The organism is Mordavella massiliensis (genome assembly GCF_016901695.1).
GTDB classification, from domain to species: domain Bacteria; phylum Bacillota; class Clostridia; order Lachnospirales; family Lachnospiraceae; genus Claveliimonas; species Claveliimonas massiliensis_A.
This window is the reverse complement of the sequence record NZ_JACJKS010000022.1, coordinates 15,163-37,286: the sequence shown is the minus strand read 5'-3', so window position 1 is coordinate 37,286 and position 22,124 is coordinate 15,163. Positions and strand designations below refer to the sequence as shown.

The window sequence follows — 22,124 nt, the reverse complement described above, 5'->3', positions numbered from 1 at the left end:
AATTATACCACGGATTACGGGCTCTTCGGGGCCTGTTTTCTGTTTTTAGGTATAAAAAGTGGAGCTGTTGCTCCAGTAGATTATCTATCTACTTTTGCAACAGCCCCTTATCAAAACTTTCTATATAGTTTCATTACATTAGCGACAATTACTACATCTTTTATTTCTACATTTTATCTTTTAAATAATTCTCTATCATTGCTATCAATTCCAAAGCGGTCGTAATCTGATCTTCCGCTTCTTCTCTTGTAGCAATATAAAAGTCATCATAATCACTGGCATGCCGTATTTCTTCTGCTTCAGCAATTTTTCTCCTAATGGTTCTTGGAAAAATTTCTGATTTAATATAGGTTTTATTAAAATTGGCAAGGGCATCTTTATGTCTTTTGTATGCATTGCCATCCAAAGCATGAATTGCCGAAACAGCATGATAAATTCCATAATAAGCTCTATTATTTGCGCCTCGATATTCTCCTGCTTTCAAAAGGATTTCCGCCGATTTAATATCACTCTTTGCAGCTTCGAGACGATATAAAACCAAATCTTTCCTGGATCCTTTTTCGCTATGCTGCGTCAAACAATTTCACCCCCTCTTTCTCTATGTTTGAATAAAACGGGTATACTCCTACCCATTTATCAAAATGCTCCTTACTCTTTGCTATAGGTCTGATATCCAGATCATAGTCCATATTAAAATCATAAGTCATACCCGATAGTTCATGCCTGTACTTTTTTATATCAATATCACTCAAATCTAAAAGTACCATTATATCTATATCAGAGTCTTCTGTATAATCTCCTCTTGCATATGAACCATACAATATAACTGTCTTTAAATGATTTCCGTATATTTCACTAAGCAGTTCGATATACTGATGCACCAGGTCATTCATTGCTGTTGACATCACAACACCTTCTTTCTTTAAATTGTGTTACATCGGCTTTCGATGCATCCACATAAGTAAAATCAATCATCCTTCATGTATCGCCTTATCTTTTTCTTTATTATACTTTGTTTCTAGCTATTTTACCATCCCTTTTACTACACCACTTTTACACCACTCCTAGTAAACCGAGACAAACAATGACAAACCCAGTGGTCCTAAAAACAGCGTAAATACGTTGTTCCAGACCGCTATAAATCATCGCAGTACAAATAAACTTTTTCATAATACATGCCGGGGACTGAGCGATCAGTCACCCGGCATCCTCCCTTTTTGCGGAGGTTTTTATGGTCTTATGTTTCTCTTTGAACAAAAAAACAATGTACGTTTTATTTTTCTCATACAGAAAACTACAACTGCTCCCAAAGAACAAATACATAAGATATTCCATACAAATAAATTGGCGCTGTCTCCTGTTCGCGGCGCCTCTGTTTCTGAGGATACTCCTGTATTAAGGGATGCAGCAGCATTACCATTCGCATTCGGATCTGCGCTGCCTGTCTCTGTGCCAGGGTCCGCTGGCGTTACAATGGATTGCGTATCTTTCACTGCCACGGCAAATGTTGACAGCCGGTCCACAGTAATCTCTACAAAACCATCCTCATTCACTTTCAGATCGTCGTAACGAATGGTTTCCGCTCCGTTATGAAGCTGATATACGCAGGCATCCTCGCCAGCATGCTGTTTCCCGGCATACAAATTCATTTTTAAAGCGCCGAAATCATCTGTGATATTGGAAATTTCCTTGCCATCTGCAAACAACGTCATCACAACTTCATATACATTTTTTACTGAGTAGCCAGCCTTATCCGCCATCTGTTCAAGAAGGAGACCATCCTCGTCTGTTGCCTCTTCCTGAGAGAGGACGATTTCGATATCATGTTCTGCCGTATTTACATTGTTATCTGCACAGATTTTGTCTGTATCGACCCCTGTAAGATCAGCCGCAACCCCATCTCCGGTTTTATCCGTCACCTCTACAGCCGGCAGTTCAGACACTATGTCTACAGAGAAAGTTGCCTCCGGGCTGTAATAAACCTCGTCACTCACAGCAACGGACTCTCCGCTTGCCACCTGCTTAAAGGGAAGCATTTCATAAGTCACTTTAAAGGTGACTGTCCCCTCCCCGGTAAAGGTAATGTCCTCGCTGGAGCTTAAAATATTGGAATAATCTCCATTTTCTCGCTTCACAAGGTCTGCGCCGGAAAGGATCTCCACTTTTGGCTGGTATCCGATAGCCGCCTTCGTATCATAAATGCCTCGATTGGAAATCTCGTCTATTTTCTTATCTTCCAGCATCGTATTGCCCAGGGAAGTCGTCATCTGCATTTTCGTACCCGTCTGGATACGTTTGGGCAGGTTAGTGTTAATGACAGGTTCTTCGATCGTAATCTCATAAGGCTCATTGCCCTCGATTTCGATGCGGGTTGTCCCAGGCCTTGTAAACGCCATACTCCAATATCCTTTGATTATATCCTTGCCGACGAATACAACCATCCTGCCTCTGTAATCGAGCAGGAAATTCTTCACGAAGTACATTCCTGCAGCCTTGAAACACAAAAACAAATCCTTAAGATTGTGAAAGCTCTGCAGTAGTTTTCACACTCCATTTTACCCTAAAAAAACCCTCCGGATCTCTCCTGAGGGTCTTATCAACCTTTGATTTAGGCAATTTGACGATTAATATATTCTGCCAGAACATGATACACATGTTCAGCATTTTTTATCTGCTCTTCCGTATCATGTTTACTTGCAATAAACATGTCATCATAGTCCGAGGCATTACGAATAGTAAATGCTGAACCAATCATCTTGGATATCTCTGTGGGAAAGATACCTTCTTTAATATATCTTCGCCTAAATTCTGCAATCACTCCACTATGCTTACTTGAATCAAAATTATCAAATACAAGCACTGCTCTCATGGCATGAAATATAGCATAGTAGGCTCTATTATTCGCAACCCTGTAATTACCTGCATCATAAAGCAGACGGGCTGCATCCAGATCTTCTCTTGCACGTTCTATTCTATATTTCGCATAATCTTTTTATAAGGAACTGTACTCAGGCAATCTTTACACCTTCTCTCTCCACGTTCTGATAAAATGATGACACCGGAATGTATTTCTGATACAATTCATAATTCTGAACAACAGGAGCCAGTACGACATCATACTCCAGATCAAGTTTATCTGATATGTCCAGAATACGATTTCTCTCAGAACTGATATTCTCCAATGGAACATTTAACAAAATCAAAATATCAATATCGCTGTCATTTTGAAAATCCCCGCGCGCACAGGACCCATAGAGGATAAGTCCTTCCAGTTTTATTCCATATATCTTTTTTGCTTCTTCTGCAAATTTATCTATGACTTCTCTGATCTTTTTTTCTGTCATACTGTCACCTTCTTTACAATTACTGTATCGCCACGTCTTTTCCTTATTATACTTTGTTTTCAGGTATTTTACCATATTTACAATAAGACACGAATATCTTTATGAAATCAAATCATACCATCCGTCAAATTCCCCATTGCCGGCCAGATTCATGGATCCGTCCGTAAAACAGCGGAGATAGTATTCCACCCCGTCTATTGTAACGAATGTCAGCCATTCTTTTTGGTCATCCCTGTAAACTTCATACCTTGATGAGATAGAGTAACTGGTATATCGATCTTCTATTTCCCCGCCATATATGACAACGAGCGTATCTCTTGTTTCAAATGAGATCGACGTTTGATAGCCTCTGCAATTATAAGAATGTCCCACCAGGAAATCATATGCGTCATTCACAGCGTTCTGTTGTTCTGTCTGCGCCGCTGCTGCTCCGTTGATTTCATCCTCTATCTGCCTGATCAGTTCCACATTTTTCTTTTCAAAGTCATTAAAGACCTGATCTGCATGAAACTGATCCGATGGCACGGTTCCCTCATACCAGGACTGATCTGCAAAGTATGTTTTAAATGGCTCTTCATTAAAAATGTAGCCATGTCTTGCGAAAATTTCATTTCTTCCAAGAGCCATATCGTCAACACTTACGCTTCTGATCTCATCCTCCGACAAATATTTATCAGCACTGTCCGGGAAAATATATGCTTCCTGGAGTTTGCTCTCAACCTCACTCACCTGTTCATCCGTCATGACAAAATACCGGATTGCGGATACTGTTCCATCGCTTAGATCACATTCCACACTTTCTTTCGTATCCAGATTTGATACTTTTATCATTTCTTCTGCACTTGTATCGTCAGGATATATCGCAAGCAATGTACTTTTAGCGTCTTCTCCGCCTGTTCCGATTCTCACACCAGCAAAGGCCGGCGTAACATCCGGTTCTCCTGCGATATGAATTTGATCAACCTTCCCATCTTTCAGAACGATTTTCAAATTCTCATCAAGGCCCGTATATTCGTCCGCATCTTCGGATTTAATCAATCCGGCGTTTTCAAGATCCTCCTCACTTTTTCCTATCAGATCCTTAAAATCCTGATCCGAAAAATCCTTTACCTGTTCTGTTACCGGAGCAGTCTGGTCTTCCTTCTGGTCTTTTGACGCTGATAAAAGAAATCCGGCAACAGCAATTCCCGCGATCACAATCACAGTGATCAGCCAGAACCACCATTTCCGATATACAGGTATGGATTTGCTCTGCTCCTTCGGCAATGGTGTGTTATGATTCATCCTCTTCTCTTCATCGTCAAAATATTCTTCAATTCTTTCTTTAATCCGAAGCAGGTCGTTTCCCGCTTTCGGCGTATAAATTAATTCCATACTCAAATCCCCAGCAAAGCTTCCACCTCAGCAGCACTCATCCATCCTTCTTTTCTCGCAGACTGCTCCCCTTCTTCTAACTTGGACAGCAACGTAAGCATGGCTTTCATTTTGTCATATTCCTTCATACTCAGTATGACATATTCCCCACGCCCGTTTTTGGTGAGAAATACCGGCGCCCCGTCCTGTGCTTCTTTTAAGACTTCTGTATAGTTTCTTAAATCTGAAATTGGTTTAATGTTTGGCATAGAAATCATTCCCTTTCCATTTCTTCTATACACAGGATATCACCTCCATCTCAAAACAACAATTACATTCACATGTTTATATTACATTCTATTTACACGTATATTTATTTTCACTCATATATCACATATACCGCAGGCTTACCTGCTGTTTTTCTTGCTTTTCTCCACCTCTTCCTATATAATATCTTCGGCAATGTTAAATCCATGAGAAATGTAGGTAAAATTATGGGAAACTCATTTCGGTATATTAAAATTTCTCTGCGTGTATTACTTGTCATCGCAGCGGTACTGCTGACCGCTCTGGCTGCGGTCCTCACCTGCAGTATCCGGTGGATGTTCAACACATGGAGCAATCTGTCCATGGACGAGCTCGTCTATCATCTGACCGCGCCTCTGGACGGGACAAACACAGATATGATCCGGGAATATGTGATAAAATGCATCGTTCCCGCCGTCATTGTCTTACTGCTGCTCATCATCCTGCTGACGTTATTCCGGAAAAAGAAGAAATTCTATATCGTTGCAGCCGTCTCTGTCCTTCTGTCCGTATCCCTGTCTGTCTTCTCTGTGCGGGCTGCCTGGGATAAACTGGACGTGGGGAATTTTGTGGCCAGCAAAGGGACAAGTTCCTCGTTTATCGAAGACAACTACGCGGACCCCGCAGAAGTACAGATCACATTCCCGGAACAGAAGCGGAACCTGATCTATATTTTTCTTGAGTCCATGGAAACGACTTACGCGGACAGCGAAAACGGCGGCGCTTTTGTTGAGAACGTCATTCCGGAGCTGACGGCTCTCGCCCAGCAGAACGAGGACTTCTCCGGTGAGAGCACTGCCCTGAACGGCGGCATCTCCCTGGCGGGCACCACCTGGACTATGGGGGCCATGTTTGCCCAGACTTCAGGCCTTCCCCTCAGTCTTTCCATCAGCGGGAACAGTATGGACACCCAGGACAGTTTCTTTGCCGGCGCTGTAACCCTTGGAGATATTCTGGCGGAGCAGGGATATTCCCAGACGCTCCTCATCGGATCCGACGCCGTCTTCGGGGGGCGGGAACTGTACTTCACCCAGCACGGCGGCTATGAGATGATGGATTACAAATACGCTGTAGAAAACGGCCTGATCCCGGAGGATTACTATGTCTGGTGGGGATACGAAGATGAGAAGCTTTTTGATTTCGCAAAGCAGAAGCTGACAGAGCTGGCGTCACAGCCGGAGCCTTTCAATCTTACGATGCTCACTGTGGACACACATTTTGAAGACGGCTATCCGTGCCGTCTTTGCTCCCAGGATTACGGGAATGACCAATATGCCAACGTTATGCACTGCTCCAGCCAGCAGGTCGCCTATTTTATCCGCTGGATCCAGCAGCAGCCCTTTTATGAGAACACAACGATCATCCTCAGCGGCGATCATCCTACCATGGACAGCGACTTCTGCGAGGATGTGGACAGTGATTACCAGCGCCGCACCTATACGGCTTATATCAATGCGGCGGCAGCGAAGGACAATAATACGGAGCGGCTTTATTCTACTTTCGATCAGTTCCCGACAACCATCGCCTCCCTGGGCGCCGAGATCGAAGGGGACCGCCTGGGGCTTGGAACAAACCTGTTTTCCTCCCGCCCGACTCTGACGGAGTTATACAGCGTAGATGCTGTGGAATCAGAACTTCAGAAAAAATCCGAGTTTCTTGAAGATCTGGCTAACATCGACTATGATTCTCAGGAGCTGAAGATCCGGGAGGGCTGGGCGCCCACCGGCACTGTCTCTGCGGACGTATACCAGAGCAGTACGGGGATACTGCCGGTAACGGTAACAGACCTGAGCAATATGCCTGATAATATACAGAGCGTTCAAATGGCCGTATGGACGACCGAGGACCAAAGTGATCTTCAGTGGATCCCCCTCACCGCCATGGACGACGGAAGTTATGCGGGCGAGATCAATGTGGCAAATTACGGTTATAAAACCGGCACATACAATATCAACGCCTATCTGACCGACGGATCCGGAGCGCAGTATATGCTTGGTTCCGCCACAGGAGAGGTATATTAATCCCATATGGACTATACTGCAGCGCTTTCCTTACCGGAGAGCGCTGCTTTTATTATCTTTTTTCTTCCTGCTGTACCAGACTGCTGCCAGGACGGTAAGAACGAGGATCCCCGATGCAGCCGCAGGGTAGAGCGGCGTTTCTTCCCCCTTCTCCTCCTTTCTTCTCTTTTCTTCCTCTGTCGGAAGAGAGTCCTTCTCAATCCCCAGACTCTCCTTCACCGGTGCAAGCAGTTGCTGCGCCAGGGTCGCCTCGGGCACGATCTCAAAGATGACGGACGCCTCCCGCACATTGCCTGCAAGGTCAGTCGCTGACACTTCCAATTCATAGACCCCTTCCTCCTGAAAAACACGGGTATACACGCAGGCCTTCTCCCCGGTCTTCTGCCGCACCCCGTTGACCCGGATCTCCCGGATCCAGTCGGCGCTATCTCCCAGGCGCACAGTCACCTCCCTCTCCTTCTCGTAGGCCGTGCCGCTCTCCACGCCCTCAAACGCTATGTGCGGCGCCGTGTGATCGATGACAAACCGGGCGTCGGCGCGGGACCGGTTGCCGGCTGCGTCCACAGCTTCCACCTCCAGGACATGGCGCCCTTCCCGCTCTGTCCGAAAGCCCGGCAGGCAGGGGAAGCCGTCCAGTGTGACCGTGTATGTGTAGCTTGTAAAATCCGTGATGATCTCCGACACAGGCTTCTCCCAGCGAAACGCCTGCATACAGGCGCCGTCCATTTCATCCACCCAGGAGATCACAGGGTTGCTCTTATCCACGATCACCTGCACGGACTGCTCTGTCTGGAATCCCGCCTGGTCCCGGGCGCGCACCTGCATCCGGTAGATGCCGTCCCGGTCGAAGGTCTGCCGTGCCTGCCAGGAATCCCCTTCCCGGCTCCACTTTGCCCCCTCCAGGACCGTCTCCTCCCCCTCGGGCGTGATCCACACTGTCTGTGCGCTGCAGGACGCAAGCAGGTTGTCATCCGACGCCCGAAAGAGCGCCGTCACATCCCGGCTTGTGATCATGTAGTCGGTCACGCCGGTAACGGCAAGGGACGGCGGCGCGCTGTCCACATATACCTCCCCTTCCCAGGAGGTGGTGTTTCCCGCCCTGTCCCACGTCTCGATCCGCACAGGCACACCCTGACCTCCCCTGGACGGTTCCTCCACAGTTAGCCTTCCGCTCCCTTCTTCCGTCATCCTGACACGCTCGCCATTTACATAGCATGCAATGTTTTTTATTCCACTTCCATCAGGTGTTTCCTCTGCTTTAAAATCCACATCCGCCTGGTTCTGATGCCAGACATTGCCTCCCCGGATCCAGGCCTGCAGGGAAGGCGGCCGGGTATCCACCCGGAACACATAGGTCTGCTCATACAGGATCTCCGGCGGCCCGGGCTGTACCGGTTCTCCTGTGTCTGGTCCCTCCGTATCCGGCTCTTCTGCGCCCGGTTCCTCTGCACCCGGCTCTTCCTTGTCCGGCTCCTCTGCGCCCGGCTCTTCTGCGCCCGGCTCTTCCTTGTCCGTCTCCTCTGCGCCCGGTTCCTCATCCTCTGCCGGAGGCGCGTATTCCATCCACACCCGGAGCCGGTTCACCCCCTCGGCGAACTGCTCCTGCCCGATCACCGCCTGTCCCCCGGCTTCACAGATCCTGCCCTGCGCCCCGGCTCCGCCGTCATGTTCCAGAACATAGACAGTCTCGCCGGCAGGCCCCGGATGGGTGATAGTGACCTGCGGCCTGACCGTGTAGCAGCCGTCCCATCCGTCCGGCTCCTCAAAGGCCACCTCATAGGGGAGCGGCCGCTCTGCCGGCTCCTCCTTCGCAAAGATCTTCTGCTGGCCGTAGATCGCCGCCAGCAGGAACGCCAGCGCCAGTAGCTGGCCTGCTAATTTCCTACCCATACCTGTTCCCCCTCCACTTTGATCCCATATTCCTCTTTGAGTTTCTGAAATTCCGGCTCATCCGCGATCTCCGGTATCTCATCCAGATAGGTGCGGACAGTCTGCGCGCAGATCTGCCTGTCCGTCCCCGGGGAGGCGCACTGCATGCGGATATACTGGATCCGGAGCAGCCGTGACTCCGGAAGATCCCGGATCCCCTGCAGGCAGACCTCCCACGCCTCCTCCGCCTGCTCATTCTCGTCATAGAGAACCGCCAGCGTGCTGTACAGTTGCTCCCGCATCCCGTCCTCTTCCTCCAGCTCCAGGAGTTCCCGGTACTGCGCTGCCGCATCCTCTGTTTCCTCCTGTGCCCGGTAGGCGTCCGCAAGCTGCCACCGCACGCTCTTTTCCTTCTCATGCCCCTCGTCTTCCTCCTTCCAGTCCCCGAGGGACAAGACGTGTTCCCCGAGGGAAATGATCTGGCCGGACGCCTCCGCCCTTTCTTCCTCCGGCTCCAGCAGGCTGTATCCGCGCAGCAGCGCCAGCTCGCAGCGGCTGTCCTGTCTGTCCCGGACCTGCCGCCCGATTTCCTCCAGAAGCTGTGTGAGCTGCGCGGCGTCCGGCCGCTGCTGCAGCATGAAGCCGGACAGCCTCTCAAACGACGCCGCCAGCGGGGCCTCCTCTCTCAGCTCTCCAAAGTACTCCCTGCTCCTCTCATAATCCTCCAGCTCAAGGAAGCAGAGCATGGCCATGTCAAATTTCAATTCCTGGTCTTCCCGCTCTCTCACTTCCTGCTCTTTTGCCTCCCCGTCTTTGTTCTCCTTCTCCTTTGCCTTCGCCGTCCCCGCGGGATCAGCGAAAAAGATCTCCCTTCCAAGCAGGGCTGCGGACAGGGCTGCGCACAGTACGACTGCCGCCGCAAGGCACGCTTTTTTTCTGCCGCCTGGTGTTTTCTGTCTGTCTTTTGGAAATTGATCCGATATTGTCTGGATACTCTGATACTGTTTTTTAGATCTGCCTCCCGCCTCCTGACCAGGAGTCTGACTGAGGCACCTGAAAATGATTTTTCTAAGTCTCTTCTTCTGCGCGCCGCGGATGGGCGGCGATGTCTCGGCCGCCGCCAGCATGTACTGGAATGTCCGGCCGATCCCGTATATGTCGTCCGCCAGATCCGCCCGCTGGTAATACTGGTTGTCCGGCATGAGGAAGCTCTCGCGGATGCTCCTTCTTTGCAGTTTCTTTCTGAAATCCTGCTGCTGGGGACTCCCAAGATCCATAAGATGGATCCTGCCGTCCTCCCCCACGATCATGCTGTAGGGATTGACATACTGGTAACAGGGGTTCCCCCTGCAGCGGTGAAACCTGTCCAGCTCCGACAGGATCTGCCGCATCCAGCCTGTAAGCTGCTCTCTTGGCAGGGTGGGATGGTACTTCAGCCAGACCGCCAGCGGCGTCCCCGCCACGCAGTCCGAACTCACATAGCACCGTCCCTGGTTTTCCACAAGTTTCAGCACATCATACTCTGCCTGCTGCTCCATACAAACACCTCCGGTCCGTACTTCATTTACATTTACATTGACAAGGAATACTTGCGGCGAACTGCCGCGGGAATAAAAAAGCGACTGCTTTTTGAAGCTTATGTAGATGGTAGCACAGGCAGGAGGAAAATGCAAGAGCAACCTGGCATGGCTTTATTCCATGGAAATGACCTGCGCAGCTCCCAGGCTCTTCGCCTCCTCCGCATCGTGGGTCACAAAGAGCACTGTCCGCCCCTGACATTTTTTTCTTGTATAGGCCATCGTCTTCTCCCTGGTCGCCTCGTCCAGCCCCTTGAACGGCTCGTCCAGGAACAGGATGTCATACGGGGCGAGCAGCGCGCGCAGGAGGGCGACCCTGCGCTTCATGCCGCCGGACAGTTCATGGACAGGCTGGTTCTCACAGCCGGCAAGCCCAACGGCGCGCATCTCCTCCGCAATCTGCGCCCGGTCCGTCCCCGGGCACGCAAGGCGGATGTTCGCCATGGCGCTCAGGTTTTCGCAGAGCCTGTCCTCCTGGAAGACAGCGCTTTTTCTCAGGCCGCAAAACGCCTCTGTCCCGCTGCTGTCTTTGTCCGCCTTCTCAAGGCCCATGAGGATGCGAAGAAGGGTTGTTTTGCCGCAGCCGGACCGGCCCATGATGCAGGTCGTCCTCCCCTCCTCCACCTGGAGGGAGAAGCGGTCCAGCACGGTATGCTCCCCGTAGGTTTTGCTGATGGTTATGTTCAAAGACATGACTTCTCCTTTCGCATGTTTGCCGGCCGCCTATCCGAGTCTTTCCAGGCGCTGCACCAGGCACTCCACTGCCCGCAGGAACCCTTTTTCAAACAGGACGCTGATGCAGATGATCACGAGAGTCCAGGCGAACAGGGCCGGGGTGTCCAGATAGATCTTGGCATTGTACAGGTTCTCCCCGATGGAGTTCTGCGGGATCCCGATCACTTCCGCGGCCACGCCCGCCTTCCAGCAAAGCCCGAGAGCCAGGGAACAGCCTGTCCGGAAATACGGCAGGACCTGGGAGACATAGATCGTCCGGAGCCTCCGGCCAAAGGGGATCCCGAAGAGCTCCGCCATCTCCAGGAGCCCCCGGTCCGTCTGGCTGATGCCGTCCAGCACATTTGTGTATATGACCGGGAACACCATGAGAAAAGAGATCAGCACGGACAGATTCCGGGAGGACACCCAGATGAGCACCAGGATGACAAAGGATGCCACCGGAATGGATTTGACCGTCGCCACAAAGGGGAGAAGAAATTCCCGCAGGCGTCCCAATGCCGCCGAAAGCCCTGCAAGCGCCGCGCCCAGGACCACGGCCAGGAGAAACCCGCCGATGATCCGCAGCATGGACGAGGCGACGGAAAGCCAGAACTGCGCCCCGCCGGCCAGCCGGATCAGGGTTATAACGACAGTGACAGGAGATACAAGAAGTATCTCCTGCCCGATCCACATGCTTGCAAGCTGCCATATCAGGAGCCAGGCAAGGACGGCCCACAGACGGATCTTTCTCTTACTGTTTCTGGATGTAGTAGAAGTCGTCATCCGGCAACTGTCCTCCTATGGCTTCCGGGTTCTGCTCCATAAGTACGGACAGATATCCGGACAGCTTTTCCTGCATTTCCTCCCCTGTGATGCACACAATGTTGCACGCAGGGATTGCCTTTTCTGCCACCTCTGCCGCCACGATATCGTAGTCCCCCACGAGCCGGGCTGCGTCAGCAACATTTTCATTTACAAAGTCCACAGATGCACGGTATCTCTCCAGGAAATCAGCAACCGCCTCCGGGTGTTCGTCGGCAAACTCCGTCCGCACCACGACAACACCTGTAAGGAGCGCGCCGGGCTCCTCTTCGCCTGCCTGCACCTTGTCCCACTCCTCCGTCAGGTCAAGGGCCACCCTGAGATCCGGGTTCTTTGCCTGGGCCGTCGTCACGAAGGGCTGGGGCAGCATGGCGATCCCTGCCGGATCCTGCGAAAGGGCCGCCACGCACTCCGCATGCTCGCTCTTCCACTGGATGGTCACATCCGCCGCCGGATCAAGGCCGTTCTCCTCCAGGATATAGTTGAGGGCATACTCCGGCGTCGCCCCCTTGCCGCTGGCGTAGATCGTCCTTCCCTTCAGGTCCGCCGCGGACTGGACGATATCTCCGTTTTCCACAATATAGAGGACGCCCAGCGTGTTGACGGCAAGGACCTGCACACCGCCGTCCAGTTTATTCCAGAGGACGGAAGACACATTGGCCGGCACTGCGGCGATATCCGTCTCCCCCTGGGAAAGTTTCGGTGTCACCTCGTCTATAGATGCAGAAATAGTAAACGAATAATTTTCGTTATCAATTTTTCCGTTGTCTGCATCGTCCATCATCTGCACCATGCCCATGGCAGTCGGCCCCTTGAGCGCTGTCACGCGCACGTCTGCAGGTTCACTTTCCTCCTGCTTTGTACTCTCATCTGCCTGCTGGCTGCCGCAGCCTGCCAGCAGGGAGGCTGTCATGGCAAAGGCCAGCAGGATGGCGCTGATCTTCTTCATTTTCTTTCTCATGCTTTGTCTTCCTCCTTTTTTCTTTTCCAGTCCCATTATACTGCGGTGCAAATTTCGTGTAAAGTCCGTCGCCAATACAACAAAAAAACCCGGAAAGGTTTCCCCTCCCGGGCATCGCTTGCTTTTTTACAGGTTGTAGGGGCGGAACAGATGCCGCGGGATGCCGTCCACCATGACAGGAGACACATCCCCCTGGATAAGCGGACGCACGTAAGCCACAAACTCATCCGTCACGCCGGTTCCCTCCTCGTTGACCCACTCTCTTGGAACGAGCTTCTCATCGTTGGCGATCTTATGCACGTCTTTCACTTCTGTGCCGCACTGATAGGGATCGTCGGAGAGGCGGTTGAGCACGACCATCTTGCCGGAGTCTCCCTCGTCCGCCGCCTTCACGGCAGCGCCTCCCACCTGGTAGGCTTCCAGGATATCCACTCTGGATGCGGCGTGGGATGCGGACCTCTGCAGGCTGCTCAGCTCGATGGCGCGGGTCTTGCAGCCGATCTCACCGGCGATAAAGCTGGCCAGATAGGAAGCGGTCCCGGACAGTTGCTTGTGCCCGAACGCGTCCACAAAGTCAATGCTGCTGCCAAGCTCGCACACATAGGTTCCGTCTGCCGTGCGGATGCCCTCTGAGACCGCAACCACAACGGACGGCTTCTTTGACAGGATCTCCTTCACCTTCTCGCTGAAGGCGTGCAGGTCAAAGGGGATCTCCGGAAGGTAGATAAGATCCGGGCCCTCGCAGTCCTCGCCCTTTGCCAGCGCCGCGGCGCCGGTGAGCCAGCCTGCGTTTCTCCCCATGATCTCCACGATGCTCACAAGCCCTTTGCTGTACTCCAGACAGAAGCTGTCGCGGATGATCTCTTTCACAGATGTGCCGATATATTTGGCCGCGCTTCCGTATCCGGGTGTGTGGTCGGTCAGCGCAAGGTCGTTGTCAATGGTCTTCGGGCAGCCGATAAAGCGGGTCGGATGTCCGGTCACAATCGCGTAGTCGGACAGCTTCTTGATGGTGTCCATGGAGTCGTTGCCGCCGATGTAGATGAACGCCTCGATGTCCAGCTTATCCAGGATGCTGAAGATCTTCTCATACACGGCCTGGTCCTCGTGGATCTCCGGCAGTTTGTACCGGCAGGAGCCGAGAAAGGCTGCCGGCGTCCGCTTCAGAAGCTCTGCATCCAGCTCTGTGGTGATGTACTCGGAGAGGTCCAGATACCGCTCCTGCAAAAGGCCCTGGATGCCGTGAAGCATGCCGTATACTTTATGCGCCCCGCGGTCCCGGGCTGTGCGGTATACGCCCGCGAGACTGGAGTTGATGGCGGCGGTGGGGCCGCCCGACTGTCCTACAATTACATTTCTTTTCATGTTATGCTACCTCCGTCCTTTAGAAATGCGGCGCCGGAAGATAGGGGCGCCGACCCTCAATAGGTCTATTTTAGTATATTTCCCTATTTTTGTCCAGTAAAAACGGATTATTTTGTCTATTTTTACTCATCTTTTGCCCAGCCGTACGCGTAGCGGACAGCTTTGTTCCACCCACGGATCTTCGCCAGGCGCTCCTCCCCGGGGATCTGCGGGGTAAAGATGCGGTCGCTGGCCCAGTTTGCCAGCACTTCCTCCTTATTTTCCCAGTAGCCGGAGGCAAGGCCGGCCAGATAGGCGGCTCCCATGGCGGTCGTCTCCACGCATTTCGGCCGGTTCACCGGCGCGCCGCTGATGTCCGCCTGGGCCTGCATCAGGAAATCGTTGGCGCTCGCCCCGCCGTCCACCTTGAGGGCGCTTAGGCGGATGCCGGAATCAGCCTCCATGGCCTGCAGCACGTCGTTCACCTGGTAGGCCAGGGATTCCAGCGTTGCCCGGATGATGTGATATTTATTGACCCCGCGGGTAATGCCCACAATGGTCCCCCTCGCGTAGGGATCCCAGTGGGGAGCACCGAGCCCCGTGAAGGCAGGCACTACGTAGCAGCCGTTTGTATCCTGCACTTTCGTCGCCATATATTCGGAGTCCTCGGACGAGTCGATCAGGCGCATCTCGTCCCGCAGCCACTGGATCGCCGCGCCGGCCACGAATATGGAGCCCTCCAGCGCGTAGGTGACTTTCCCGTCCAGCCCCCATGCAATGGTCGTCAGAAGTCCGTTTTTCGATGTCACGGGCGTCTCCCCTGTGTTCATGAGGAGGAAGCAGCCTGTGCCGTACGTGTTTTTTGCCTCCCCCGGCCGGAAGCAGGTCTGTCCGAACAGGGCGGACTGCTGGTCTCCCGCTGCGCCGCCAATGGGGATCGCCCCGCCAAAGAAGGAGGGATCGCTCTCCCCGTAGATGCAGCTCGACGGCTTCACCTCCGGCAGCATGGCCCGCGGGATATCAAGGATCCGCAGGATATCCTCATCCCACTCCAGGGTATGGATGTTGAACAGCATGGTGCGGGAGGCGTTGGAGTAATCCGTCACGTGCACCTTTCCCCGGGTCAGCTTCCAGATGAGCCATGTCTCCACCGTCCCGAAGAGAAGCTCTCCCTTTTGAGCCCGCGCCCGGGCGCCCTCCACATGATCCAGGATCCACCGGATCTTGGTGCCTGAGAAGTAGGCGTCAATCTTGAGCCCGGTCTTCTGCCGGATCAGATCCTCCAGCCCCTGCTCCATCAGCTCGTCGCAGAACTTCGCCGTCCGCCGGCACTGCCACACAATGGCGTGGCAGACAGGCTCCCCGGTCTTTTTATCCCAGACAATGGCCGTCTCTCTCTGGTTCGTGATCCCGATGGCTGCAATGTCAGCGGCCTCCGCCCCAATCTTGCTCATGGCCTCCACCGCCACCCCGAGCTGGGTGGACCAGATCTCATCCGCATCATGCTCCACCCAGCCCGGCTTCGGGAAATACTGGGTGAATTCCTTCTGTGCCACACTGCAGATCCTGCCCTGCCTGTCGAACAGGATGCAGCGGTTGCTGGTCGTACCGGCGTCCAGCGCCATCACATATTTCTTCATAATTGTCCTCCTTGTATCACTCCTTCTGCAATTCCGGACGTAATACTTTTAAAAAGTATTACGTCCGGAATTGCAGCAACTGGTGCGTTATTGTGTATTCGCCTCTGAATACTTCGCCCGCTGTCTGTCAATCTTTCCTATTGTGTTTTAGCCTCCACGTACCTCCGGGTATACGGGCACACAACAAAACATTTCCCGCACAAATCCGCCTCGATCCCGGTCCGTTGTCGCATCAGCTCCACTTGTTTCTGATAACACACATCTTTGTCAAACAATTCTTCCCGCGCCATTCCCGCCTTCCAGAGCACTCCTTCCAATGCATGGGCAGGGCAGTTCTCCACGCAGAGCCGGCACGCCCCGCAGCGGGAAGCGGTGACGGGCTCCGCGCAGGGCAGGGGCGCATCGGTGAGCAGGGAGGAAAGCCTGACGGCGGAGCCGTATTCTTCCGTGACAAGGATACAGCTTTTCCCGATCCAGCCCAAGCCCGCCCTGGCCGCAACAGTCTTGTGGGGAAGCGGCGTCCGCCAGTCAGCATCCTGCACCGCCCGGTCCGTTGTCTGTGCCCATGCCCGGAAACCGCGGCTTTTCAGAAACGCCTCCCCCGCCAGCACGATCTCGTCCAACTGCCGGTTCATCGCATGGTACGCCTCGTAATATCCCATCGTCGGACCGTTCTCGATCTGCCTGACGATCTCGACAGGGACGGGCAGCGCCACCGCAACGCCCACAGGGAAATGCCCGCCGCCTGCTGCCGGCGTCTCCACAGTGCCTAGATCCGCGCAGCCGTTCAGGGCAGCCCCCTTTTTCCTGAGCAAATCCTTCAGCTCTGTCCACAGAACCATATCTTTCATCCCCTTTGCCTCCTTCCCCGCACGGGATCCTTCACATCCTCACCTGAAAGCTCCGCTCCTTCTCATCCACCGGCAGGTCCTTCCCGTCGATCCAGTCGATCTCGATAAAGCTATCATGGTTCAGGCCATGCAGCATCTTGTCCACCAGCTTGGGACGTCCCTGGATCTCCAGCGTCACCGTGCCGTCATACTCATTGCGCACCCAGCCGGTCAGTCCCAGCGACTTGGCGAGATATTTTGCCTTGTAGCGGAAGCCGACGCCCTGCACCCGGCCCCGGAAGTTCAGTCTTTTTCGTATTTCAGTCATATATGCCTCCCGACCTGTCAAATCTGTTTTTTCTATTGTAAAACCTTTTCCCGGTGCTGACAAGCATCTGAATGAAAGGTATTCCCCGCCGCCCCCGCATATGATATAATTTGTATATTATGCCAAAAGGAAATCCAAAGAGAAAGAAGGAACATACATGAACTCATCTGACGACAAAAAGATCACAGTCCTGGGCCTTGGCGGCGTGGGCGGCTACCTCGGCGCCCTCCTGGCCGACACATACCCCCACGTCTCCTTTGTGGCGCGCGGCGCCCGGGGCGCGTCCATCCGGGAAAAGGGCCTGACCCTTCACAGCGACTACCGGGGCGGGCGCACCGTCCGCCCGGAGAGGGTCGTGGAGACGGCAGCGGAGCTTCCGCCGCAGGACTACATCTTCATCTGCGTAAAAAATTACTCCCTGGAGGAAGCCTGCCGCTCCCTGGCCGGCTGCGTGACGGACCACACGGTCATCGTCCCGGTCATGAACGGCGCGGATCCCGGCGACCGGGCCCGCGCATACATAGAAAAGGGAACGGTCATTGACTCCCTCATCTATATCGTCGCCTTCGCAGGCAGCGATTTCTCCGTGACACAGCAGGGGAACTTCGCCAATCTGTTCGTGGGCATCCAGGACGCGGACAGCCGCCTCTGGCAGACAAGCTGCGGGATCGCGGATCTTCTGAACCGGGCCGGCATCGACTGTACGGCCACCCGGAATATCCAGACGGAGATCTGGAGAAAATACATCTTCAACTGCGCCTACAACGTGGAGACAGCCCTCTACGACAACAACATCGGCCAGCTCAGGCGCGATCCGGAAAAGGTATCCGACTTTGAGGCCCTCGTGGACGAGGCCTACCGGGTCGCCCTCGCAAAGGGCGTGCCCGTGACGGAGGACCACAGAAAAGCAATCCTGCACCGCTTCTACTGCGAACTCCAGGACAACGCCACCAGCTCCCTGCAGCGGGACGTGAATGCCGGCACACGCACCGAGCTGGAGACCTTCAGCGGCTACATCGTGCGGGAGGCGCAGCGGCTTAACGTGTCCGCGCCGGTATCCGGGCGGATCTACGCACAGCTGAAGGAGAAATGCCGCTCCTAGACAGACGCGGCTCCCTGCAGACGTCTTATTTTACAGAAAGGACCGGTCCATAACATGAATCGACTTTTAAGCTACTTAAAGCCCCATCCCTTCATCACGGTCATGGCCCCCCTCTTCAAGATGCTGGAGGCCACCTTTGAACTCTTCGTCCCCCTGGTGGTGGCGCAGATGATCGATGTGGGCATCGGGGAACAGAACACCCCCTACCTCTGGAAGATGGGAGGGCTCCTGATCCTGCTCGGGATCGTGGGATTCTCCTTCTCCCTGACCGCGCAGTACTTCGCGGCCAAATCCGCCATCAGCGCGGGGATGGCCATGCGCAGCGACCTCTTCCGCCATATCAACACCTTCTCCTACCAGGAGATCGACACCATCGGCACGTCCACCCTCATCAACCGGATGACCAACGACGTGAACCAGGTGCAGAACGGCATCAACATGTTCCTGCGCCTGTTCCTGCGCTCCCCCTTCGTGGTGCTGGGCGCCATGATCATGGCCTTCCTGGTGGATGTCCGGGCGGCTCTCCCCTTCGCGGTCACGATCCCCGTCCTTCTGGTGGTTGTCTTCGCCATCCTCCTGGCCAGCATGCCTCTCTACAAAAACGTGCAGCGGCAGCTGGACCGGGTGCTCCTTGGCACAAGGGAAAACCTGCTGGGCATCCGCGTCGTCCGCGCCTTTGCCCGCCAGGAGGAGGAGAAGGAGCGGTTCGCGCAGGAGACCGACGGCCTGTACCGCAAGCAGATCTTTGTAGGAAAGATCTCCGCCCTCTTAAATCCCCTCACCTATGTCATCATCAACCTGGGGATCATCGCGGTCCTCTGGTTCGGCGGCAGGCAGGTGGATGCCGGCAGCCTGACCCAGGGACAGGTCATAGCCCTCATCAACTACATGTCCCAGATCCTGACAGAACTGGTCAAACTGGCCAACCTGATCATCCTGCTCTCCAGGGCCCTTGCAAGCCTCGCCCGCGTCAACGCCATCTTTGACGTGCAGCCGTCCATACCGGAGGCAGGGCGCGACGCGGCTGCCGGGACAGGCGCAGATGCAGGCGCGGATGGAGCACCGGTTCCGGCCGTCGCCTTTGAAAATGTGGGATTCACCTACGCCGGCTCCCGGCAGGAGACGCTCTGCGGCATCAGTTTCTCCGTCATGCCCGGCGAGACCCTGGGCATCATCGGCGGCACCGGCTCCGGGAAATCCACCCTGGCCAGCCTGATCCCCCGCTTCTATGACTGCACCGCCGGCGCCGTCCGCCTGTTCGGGCAGGATGTGCGCTCCCTGAGCCCCTCCTCCATCCGGAAACGCGTCAGCATCGTGCCCCAGAAGGCCACGGTCTTTTCCGGCACGCTCCGGGAAAACATGCAGTGGGGGCGCAAAGACGCGACCGACGAGGAGATCTACCGGGCCCTTGACACCGCCCAGGCGCGGGAGTTCGTAGACAGCAAGAAGCAGGGGCTGGATCTTATGATCCAGCAGGGAGGCAGCAACCTCTCCGGCGGGCAGAAGCAGCGGCTCACCATTGCCCGCGCCCTGACCTCGCAGCCGGACATCCTGATCCTGGACGACAGCGCCTCCGCGCTGGATTTCGCCACAGACGCGCGGCTGCGCAGGGCCATTAAGGAAAACACGGAAAACATGACGGTATTCATCATATCCCAGCGGGTGTCCGCCATCCGCAACGCGGACCACATCCTGGTCCTGGACGACGGCCACCCCGCCGGGTACGGCACCCACGAGGAGCTGCTGGCATCCAACCACGTGTACCAGGAGATCTGCGCATCCCAGTCCGCCGGAAAGGAGGCTGCTGCCAATGCCTGATAAAGATCAGAAGCAGGGACTTGCCCCTGACAGAAAAGAAAAGAACCGCCAGACCCTGAAGCGGATCCTGCACTACATCCGGCCCTACACCGGCCTCGTGGTGCTCTCCCTACTCCTCTCCGCCCTGACGGTAGGTCTCACCCTCTATATCCCCATCCTGACCGGGCGGGGCGTGGACTACATCGTGGGCGCGGGGCAGGTGGACTTCGCCGGCCTTATGGCTGTGATCAGCGCGATCCTTCTGTCCATTGCCGTCACCGCCGTGGCCCAGTGGATCATGAACCACATCAACAACAAGATCACTTACCGCATCGTCCGGGACCTGCGCGTCCAGGCTTTCAATCACCTGCAGGATCTGCCGCTGTCCTACGTGGACCGGCACTCCGCCGGAGACCTGTTAAGCCGCGTCATCACGGACATCGACCAGTTCTCCGACGGACTGCTCCTCGGGTTCACCCAGCTCTTCACAGGCGTTGCCACCATTGCGGGCACCATCCTGTTCATGCTTGGCATCAACCCCTGGATCACCCTGGTCGTGGTCGTCCTAAGCCCCATGTCCTTCCTGGTGGCAGATTTCATCTCCAAGAAATCCTTCACCATGTTTAAGAAACAGTCGGAGACGCGGGGGGAGCTGACCGGCTTCACAAACGAGATGCTGGGCGGCATCAAGGTGGTGCAGGCCTTCGGGCACCAGGGCGAGGCGTCGGAGGAATTTGACGAGATCAACAGGAGGCTCTCTGAGTACTCTCTGAAAGCCACCTTCTTCTCCTCCATCACAAACCCGGCCACCCGCTTCATGTACTCGGTCATCTACGCAGGCGTGACCATCGCCGGCTGCTTCTCCGTGACCGGCGGCATGCTCTCCGTTGGACAGCTCTCCAGCTTCCTGAGCTACACAAACCAGTACACGAAGCCCTTCAACGACATCACAGGCGTGCTGACGGAATTCCAGAACTCCATCGCCTCCGCGGCCCGGGTATTCGAGCTCATCGATGCGCCGGCCGCACCGGCCGAGCCCGCGGACGCCGTCGTCCTCACGGAACCGGAGGGGCGCATCCTCATTGATGACGTGTCCTTCTCCTACACGCCGGACGTTCCCCTGATCGAGGGGCTGAACCTGGACGTAAAACCGGGGCAGCGCATCGCCATCGTGGGGCCCACCGGCTGCGGGAAGACCACGCTCATCAACCTTCTCATGCGCTTTTATGACGTACAGAAGGGTTCCATCGAAGTGGACGGGCACGACATCCGGCAGATCACCCGCCAGTCCCTGCGCACAAGCTACGGCATGGTGCTCCAGGAGACATGGCTGAAGTCCGCCTCCATCCGCGACAACATCGCCTACGGCCGTCCGGACGCCTCCGAGGAGGAGGTCATCGCGGCGGCAAAAGAGGCCCACGCCCACAGCTTCATCATGCGTCTGCCGGAGGGCTATGACACAGTCATCACGGAGGGCGGCGGCAATCTTTCGCAGGGCCAGAAGCAGCTTCTGTGCATCGCCAGGATCATGCTCTGCCTGCCGCCCATGCTGATCCTCGACGAGGCCACCTCCTCCATCGACACCATGACGGAGATCCGCATCCAGCGCGCCTTTGAGAAGCTCATGCAGGGGCGCACGAGCTTTGTGGTAGCCCACCGGCTCTCCACGATCCAGCACTCGGATGTGATCCTCGTCATGAACCAGGGCCACATCGTGGAGCAGGGCACTCACGAGGAACTGCTGGCAAAACAGGGCTTCTACGCAAATCTGTACTACAGCCAGTTTGCCGCGGACAGCCAGGAAAATACATTTTCTTCTTGACATGCCCCTGCAGATGTAATATAATAATTTTTGCTGTGAGAGATACGCACAGCAAATGTGGGCATAGCTCAGCTGGATAGAGCGTCTGGCTACGGACCAGAAGGTCGGGGGTTCGAATCCTCTTGCCCACGTGCGAAAAGCGGTTCCCGGAAGGGGAGCCGCTTTTTTGTTCATGCTCCTTTCACATTTATTTAATAAGGCAGTCACAATTTCATCACAAATTCCCGGTATAGTAATACATGAACAAAGGGAACACCCTTTATTCAATTTTCTTTTTCATAATTTCCCCCTCCG

General features: G+C 54.5%; 20 protein-coding genes and 1 tRNA gene. 5 read left to right on the top strand and 16 right to left on the bottom strand.

From position 1 onward, the window contains the following. Nucleotides 1-166 precede the first annotated feature (166 nt). The 7 genes from H6A20_RS11755 to H6A20_RS11725 form a co-directional block, all read right to left on the bottom strand. Complete coding sequence (locus H6A20_RS11755) at nucleotides 167-577, bottom strand: HEPN domain-containing protein (protein ID WP_204907308.1); 411 nt, start codon at nucleotides 575-577, stop codon at nucleotides 167-169. After that, complete coding sequence (locus tag H6A20_RS11750) at nucleotides 564-905, bottom strand: nucleotidyltransferase domain-containing protein (RefSeq protein WP_204907307.1); 342 nt, start codon at nucleotides 903-905, stop codon at nucleotides 564-566. Before H6A20_RS11750 ends, H6A20_RS11755 begins: the two co-directional genes overlap by 14 nt. 324 nt (nucleotides 906-1,229) lie before the next feature. Then, the gene (locus tag H6A20_RS11745) at nucleotides 1,230-2,396 is read right to left on the bottom strand and encodes a hypothetical protein (protein WP_204907306.1); all 1,167 of its coding nucleotides are present in this window, start codon (nucleotides 2,394-2,396) and stop codon (nucleotides 1,230-1,232) included. A 212-nt stretch (nucleotides 2,397-2,608) separates the two neighbouring features. Further along, nucleotides 2,609-2,971, bottom strand: coding sequence for a HEPN domain-containing protein (locus H6A20_RS11740; RefSeq protein ID WP_204907311.1), 363 nt, complete (start codon nucleotides 2,969-2,971; stop codon nucleotides 2,609-2,611). 37 nt (nucleotides 2,972-3,008) lie between these two features. Continuing rightward, a complete protein-coding gene (locus tag H6A20_RS11735; RefSeq protein WP_204907305.1) occupies nucleotides 3,009-3,344 on the bottom strand; it encodes a nucleotidyltransferase domain-containing protein in 336 nt (111 codons plus the stop codon). A 99-nt stretch (nucleotides 3,345-3,443) separates the two neighbouring features. Beyond that, nucleotides 3,444-4,718: a YARHG domain-containing protein gene (locus H6A20_RS11730; protein ID WP_204907304.1), complete on the bottom strand. Its 1,275-nt coding sequence runs from the start codon at nucleotides 4,716-4,718 to the stop codon at nucleotides 3,444-3,446. 2 nt (nucleotides 4,719-4,720) lie between these two features. Then, nucleotides 4,721-4,966: a type II toxin-antitoxin system prevent-host-death family antitoxin gene (locus H6A20_RS11725; RefSeq protein WP_204907303.1), complete on the bottom strand. Its 246-nt coding sequence runs from the start codon at nucleotides 4,964-4,966 to the stop codon at nucleotides 4,721-4,723. Between the two features lie 225 nt (nucleotides 4,967-5,191). Here H6A20_RS11725 and H6A20_RS11720 point away from each other — a divergent pair, with 225 nt between their 5' ends. Further along, nucleotides 5,192-7,024: a GBS Bsp-like repeat-containing protein gene (locus H6A20_RS11720; protein ID WP_204907302.1), complete on the top strand. Its 1,833-nt coding sequence runs from the start codon at nucleotides 5,192-5,194 to the stop codon at nucleotides 7,022-7,024. Nucleotides 7,025-7,054: 30 nt separating this feature from the next. Here the strand turns inward: H6A20_RS11720 and H6A20_RS11715 are convergent, their stop codons facing one another. From H6A20_RS11715 to H6A20_RS11675, 9 genes are all read right to left on the bottom strand, one after another. Further along, on the bottom strand, nucleotides 7,055-8,914 hold the full coding sequence (locus tag H6A20_RS11715) for an Ig-like domain-containing protein (RefSeq protein ID WP_204907301.1): 1,860 nt from the start codon (nucleotides 8,912-8,914) through the stop codon (nucleotides 7,055-7,057). Further along, nucleotides 8,899-10,431: a protein kinase family protein gene (locus H6A20_RS11710; RefSeq protein ID WP_204907300.1), complete on the bottom strand. Its 1,533-nt coding sequence runs from the start codon at nucleotides 10,429-10,431 to the stop codon at nucleotides 8,899-8,901. The genes H6A20_RS11715 and H6A20_RS11710 overlap by 16 nt, the downstream gene beginning before the upstream one ends. 153 nt (nucleotides 10,432-10,584) lie before the next feature. After that, on the bottom strand, nucleotides 10,585-11,163 hold the full coding sequence (locus H6A20_RS11705) for an ATP-binding cassette domain-containing protein (RefSeq protein ID WP_204907299.1): 579 nt from the start codon (nucleotides 11,161-11,163) through the stop codon (nucleotides 10,585-10,587). Between the two features lie 30 nt (nucleotides 11,164-11,193). Further along, entirely contained in the window at nucleotides 11,194-11,967 is a 774-nt protein-coding gene (locus tag H6A20_RS11700) for an ABC transporter permease (RefSeq protein WP_204907298.1), read from the bottom strand. After that, complete coding sequence (locus H6A20_RS11695; RefSeq protein WP_204907310.1) at nucleotides 11,936-12,955, bottom strand: ABC transporter substrate-binding protein; 1,020 nt, start codon at nucleotides 12,953-12,955, stop codon at nucleotides 11,936-11,938. The genes H6A20_RS11700 and H6A20_RS11695 overlap by 32 nt, the downstream gene beginning before the upstream one ends. Before the next feature lie 138 nt (nucleotides 12,956-13,093). Next, entirely contained in the window at nucleotides 13,094-14,332 is a 1,239-nt protein-coding gene (locus tag H6A20_RS11690) for a 6-phosphofructokinase (protein WP_204907297.1), read from the bottom strand. 122 nt (nucleotides 14,333-14,454) lie between these two features. Further along, on the bottom strand, nucleotides 14,455-15,951 hold the full coding sequence (gene glpK, locus H6A20_RS11685; RefSeq protein WP_204907296.1) for a glycerol kinase GlpK: 1,497 nt from the start codon (nucleotides 15,949-15,951) through the stop codon (nucleotides 14,455-14,457). A 137-nt stretch (nucleotides 15,952-16,088) separates the two neighbouring features. Then, the gene (locus H6A20_RS11680) at nucleotides 16,089-16,802 is read right to left on the bottom strand and encodes a 4Fe-4S double cluster binding domain-containing protein (protein WP_204907295.1); all 714 of its coding nucleotides are present in this window, start codon (nucleotides 16,800-16,802) and stop codon (nucleotides 16,089-16,091) included. Nucleotides 16,803-16,833: 31 nt separating this feature from the next. Beyond that, nucleotides 16,834-17,109 carry an acylphosphatase gene (locus tag H6A20_RS11675; protein WP_204907294.1) on the bottom strand — a complete coding sequence of 92 codons (276 nt, stop codon included), beginning with the start codon at nucleotides 17,107-17,109 and terminating at the stop codon, nucleotides 16,834-16,836. A gap of 157 nt (nucleotides 17,110-17,266) precedes the next feature. Here H6A20_RS11675 and H6A20_RS11670 point away from each other — a divergent pair, with 157 nt between their 5' ends. The 4 genes from H6A20_RS11670 to H6A20_RS11655 all read left to right on the top strand — a co-directional run bounded on the left by H6A20_RS11670 (nucleotide 17,267) and on the right by H6A20_RS11655 (nucleotide 21,961). After that, on the top strand, nucleotides 17,267-18,211 hold the full coding sequence (locus H6A20_RS11670; protein ID WP_204907293.1) for a ketopantoate reductase family protein: 945 nt from the start codon (nucleotides 17,267-17,269) through the stop codon (nucleotides 18,209-18,211). 54 nt (nucleotides 18,212-18,265) lie between these two features. Beyond that, nucleotides 18,266-20,029 carry an ABC transporter ATP-binding protein gene (locus H6A20_RS11665; protein ID WP_204907292.1) on the top strand — a complete coding sequence of 588 codons (1,764 nt, stop codon included), beginning with the start codon at nucleotides 18,266-18,268 and terminating at the stop codon, nucleotides 20,027-20,029. After that, nucleotides 20,022-21,830 carry an ABC transporter ATP-binding protein gene (locus tag H6A20_RS11660; RefSeq protein WP_204907291.1) on the top strand — a complete coding sequence of 603 codons (1,809 nt, stop codon included), beginning with the start codon at nucleotides 20,022-20,024 and terminating at the stop codon, nucleotides 21,828-21,830. Before H6A20_RS11665 ends, H6A20_RS11660 begins: the two co-directional genes overlap by 8 nt. Before the next feature lie 57 nt (nucleotides 21,831-21,887). Next, a tRNA-Arg gene (locus H6A20_RS11655) sits at nucleotides 21,888-21,961 on the top strand. Nucleotides 21,962-22,124 lie beyond the last annotated feature (163 nt).

What these genes read in the sequence shown, in the direction of transcription:
- H6A20_RS11665 (WP_204907292.1), top strand. Translation starts at nt 18,266, where the DNA reads ATGAATCGACTTTTAAGCTACTTAAAGCCCCATCCCTTCATCACGGTC.
- H6A20_RS11750 (WP_204907307.1), bottom strand. Translation starts at nt 905, where the DNA reads ATGTCAACAGCAATGAATGACCTGGTGCATCAGTATATCGAACTGCTT.
- H6A20_RS11680 (WP_204907295.1), bottom strand. Translation starts at nt 16,802, where the DNA reads ATGAAAGATATGGTTCTGTGGACAGAGCTGAAGGATTTGCTCAGGAAA.
- H6A20_RS11745 (WP_204907306.1), bottom strand. Translation starts at nt 2,396, where the DNA reads ATGGCGTTTACAAGGCCTGGGACAACCCGCATCGAAATCGAGGGCAAT.
- glpK (WP_204907296.1), bottom strand. Translation starts at nt 15,951, where the DNA reads ATGAAGAAATATGTGATGGCGCTGGACGCCGGTACGACCAGCAACCGC.
- H6A20_RS11695 (WP_204907310.1), bottom strand. Translation starts at nt 12,955, where the DNA reads ATGAAGAAGATCAGCGCCATCCTGCTGGCCTTTGCCATGACAGCCTCC.
- H6A20_RS11675 (WP_204907294.1), bottom strand. Translation starts at nt 17,109, where the DNA reads ATGACTGAAATACGAAAAAGACTGAACTTCCGGGGCCGGGTGCAGGGC.
- H6A20_RS11725 (WP_204907303.1), bottom strand. Translation starts at nt 4,966, where the DNA reads ATGCCAAACATTAAACCAATTTCAGATTTAAGAAACTATACAGAAGTC.
- H6A20_RS11720 (WP_204907302.1), top strand. Translation starts at nt 5,192, where the DNA reads ATGGGAAACTCATTTCGGTATATTAAAATTTCTCTGCGTGTATTACTT.
- H6A20_RS11700 (WP_204907298.1), bottom strand. Translation starts at nt 11,967, where the DNA reads ATGACGACTTCTACTACATCCAGAAACAGTAAGAGAAAGATCCGTCTG.
- H6A20_RS11735 (WP_204907305.1), bottom strand. Translation starts at nt 3,344, where the DNA reads ATGACAGAAAAAAAGATCAGAGAAGTCATAGATAAATTTGCAGAAGAA.
- H6A20_RS11715 (WP_204907301.1), bottom strand. Translation starts at nt 8,914, where the DNA reads ATGGGTAGGAAATTAGCAGGCCAGCTACTGGCGCTGGCGTTCCTGCTG.
- H6A20_RS11710 (WP_204907300.1), bottom strand. Translation starts at nt 10,431, where the DNA reads ATGGAGCAGCAGGCAGAGTATGATGTGCTGAAACTTGTGGAAAACCAG.
- H6A20_RS11670 (WP_204907293.1), top strand. Translation starts at nt 17,267, where the DNA reads ATGAACTCATCTGACGACAAAAAGATCACAGTCCTGGGCCTTGGCGGC.
- H6A20_RS11705 (WP_204907299.1), bottom strand. Translation starts at nt 11,163, where the DNA reads ATGTCTTTGAACATAACCATCAGCAAAACCTACGGGGAGCATACCGTG.
- H6A20_RS11660 (WP_204907291.1), top strand. Translation starts at nt 20,022, where the DNA reads ATGCCTGATAAAGATCAGAAGCAGGGACTTGCCCCTGACAGAAAAGAA.
- H6A20_RS11730 (WP_204907304.1), bottom strand. Translation starts at nt 4,718, where the DNA reads ATGGAATTAATTTATACGCCGAAAGCGGGAAACGACCTGCTTCGGATT.
- H6A20_RS11690 (WP_204907297.1), bottom strand. Translation starts at nt 14,332, where the DNA reads ATGAAAAGAAATGTAATTGTAGGACAGTCGGGCGGCCCCACCGCCGCC.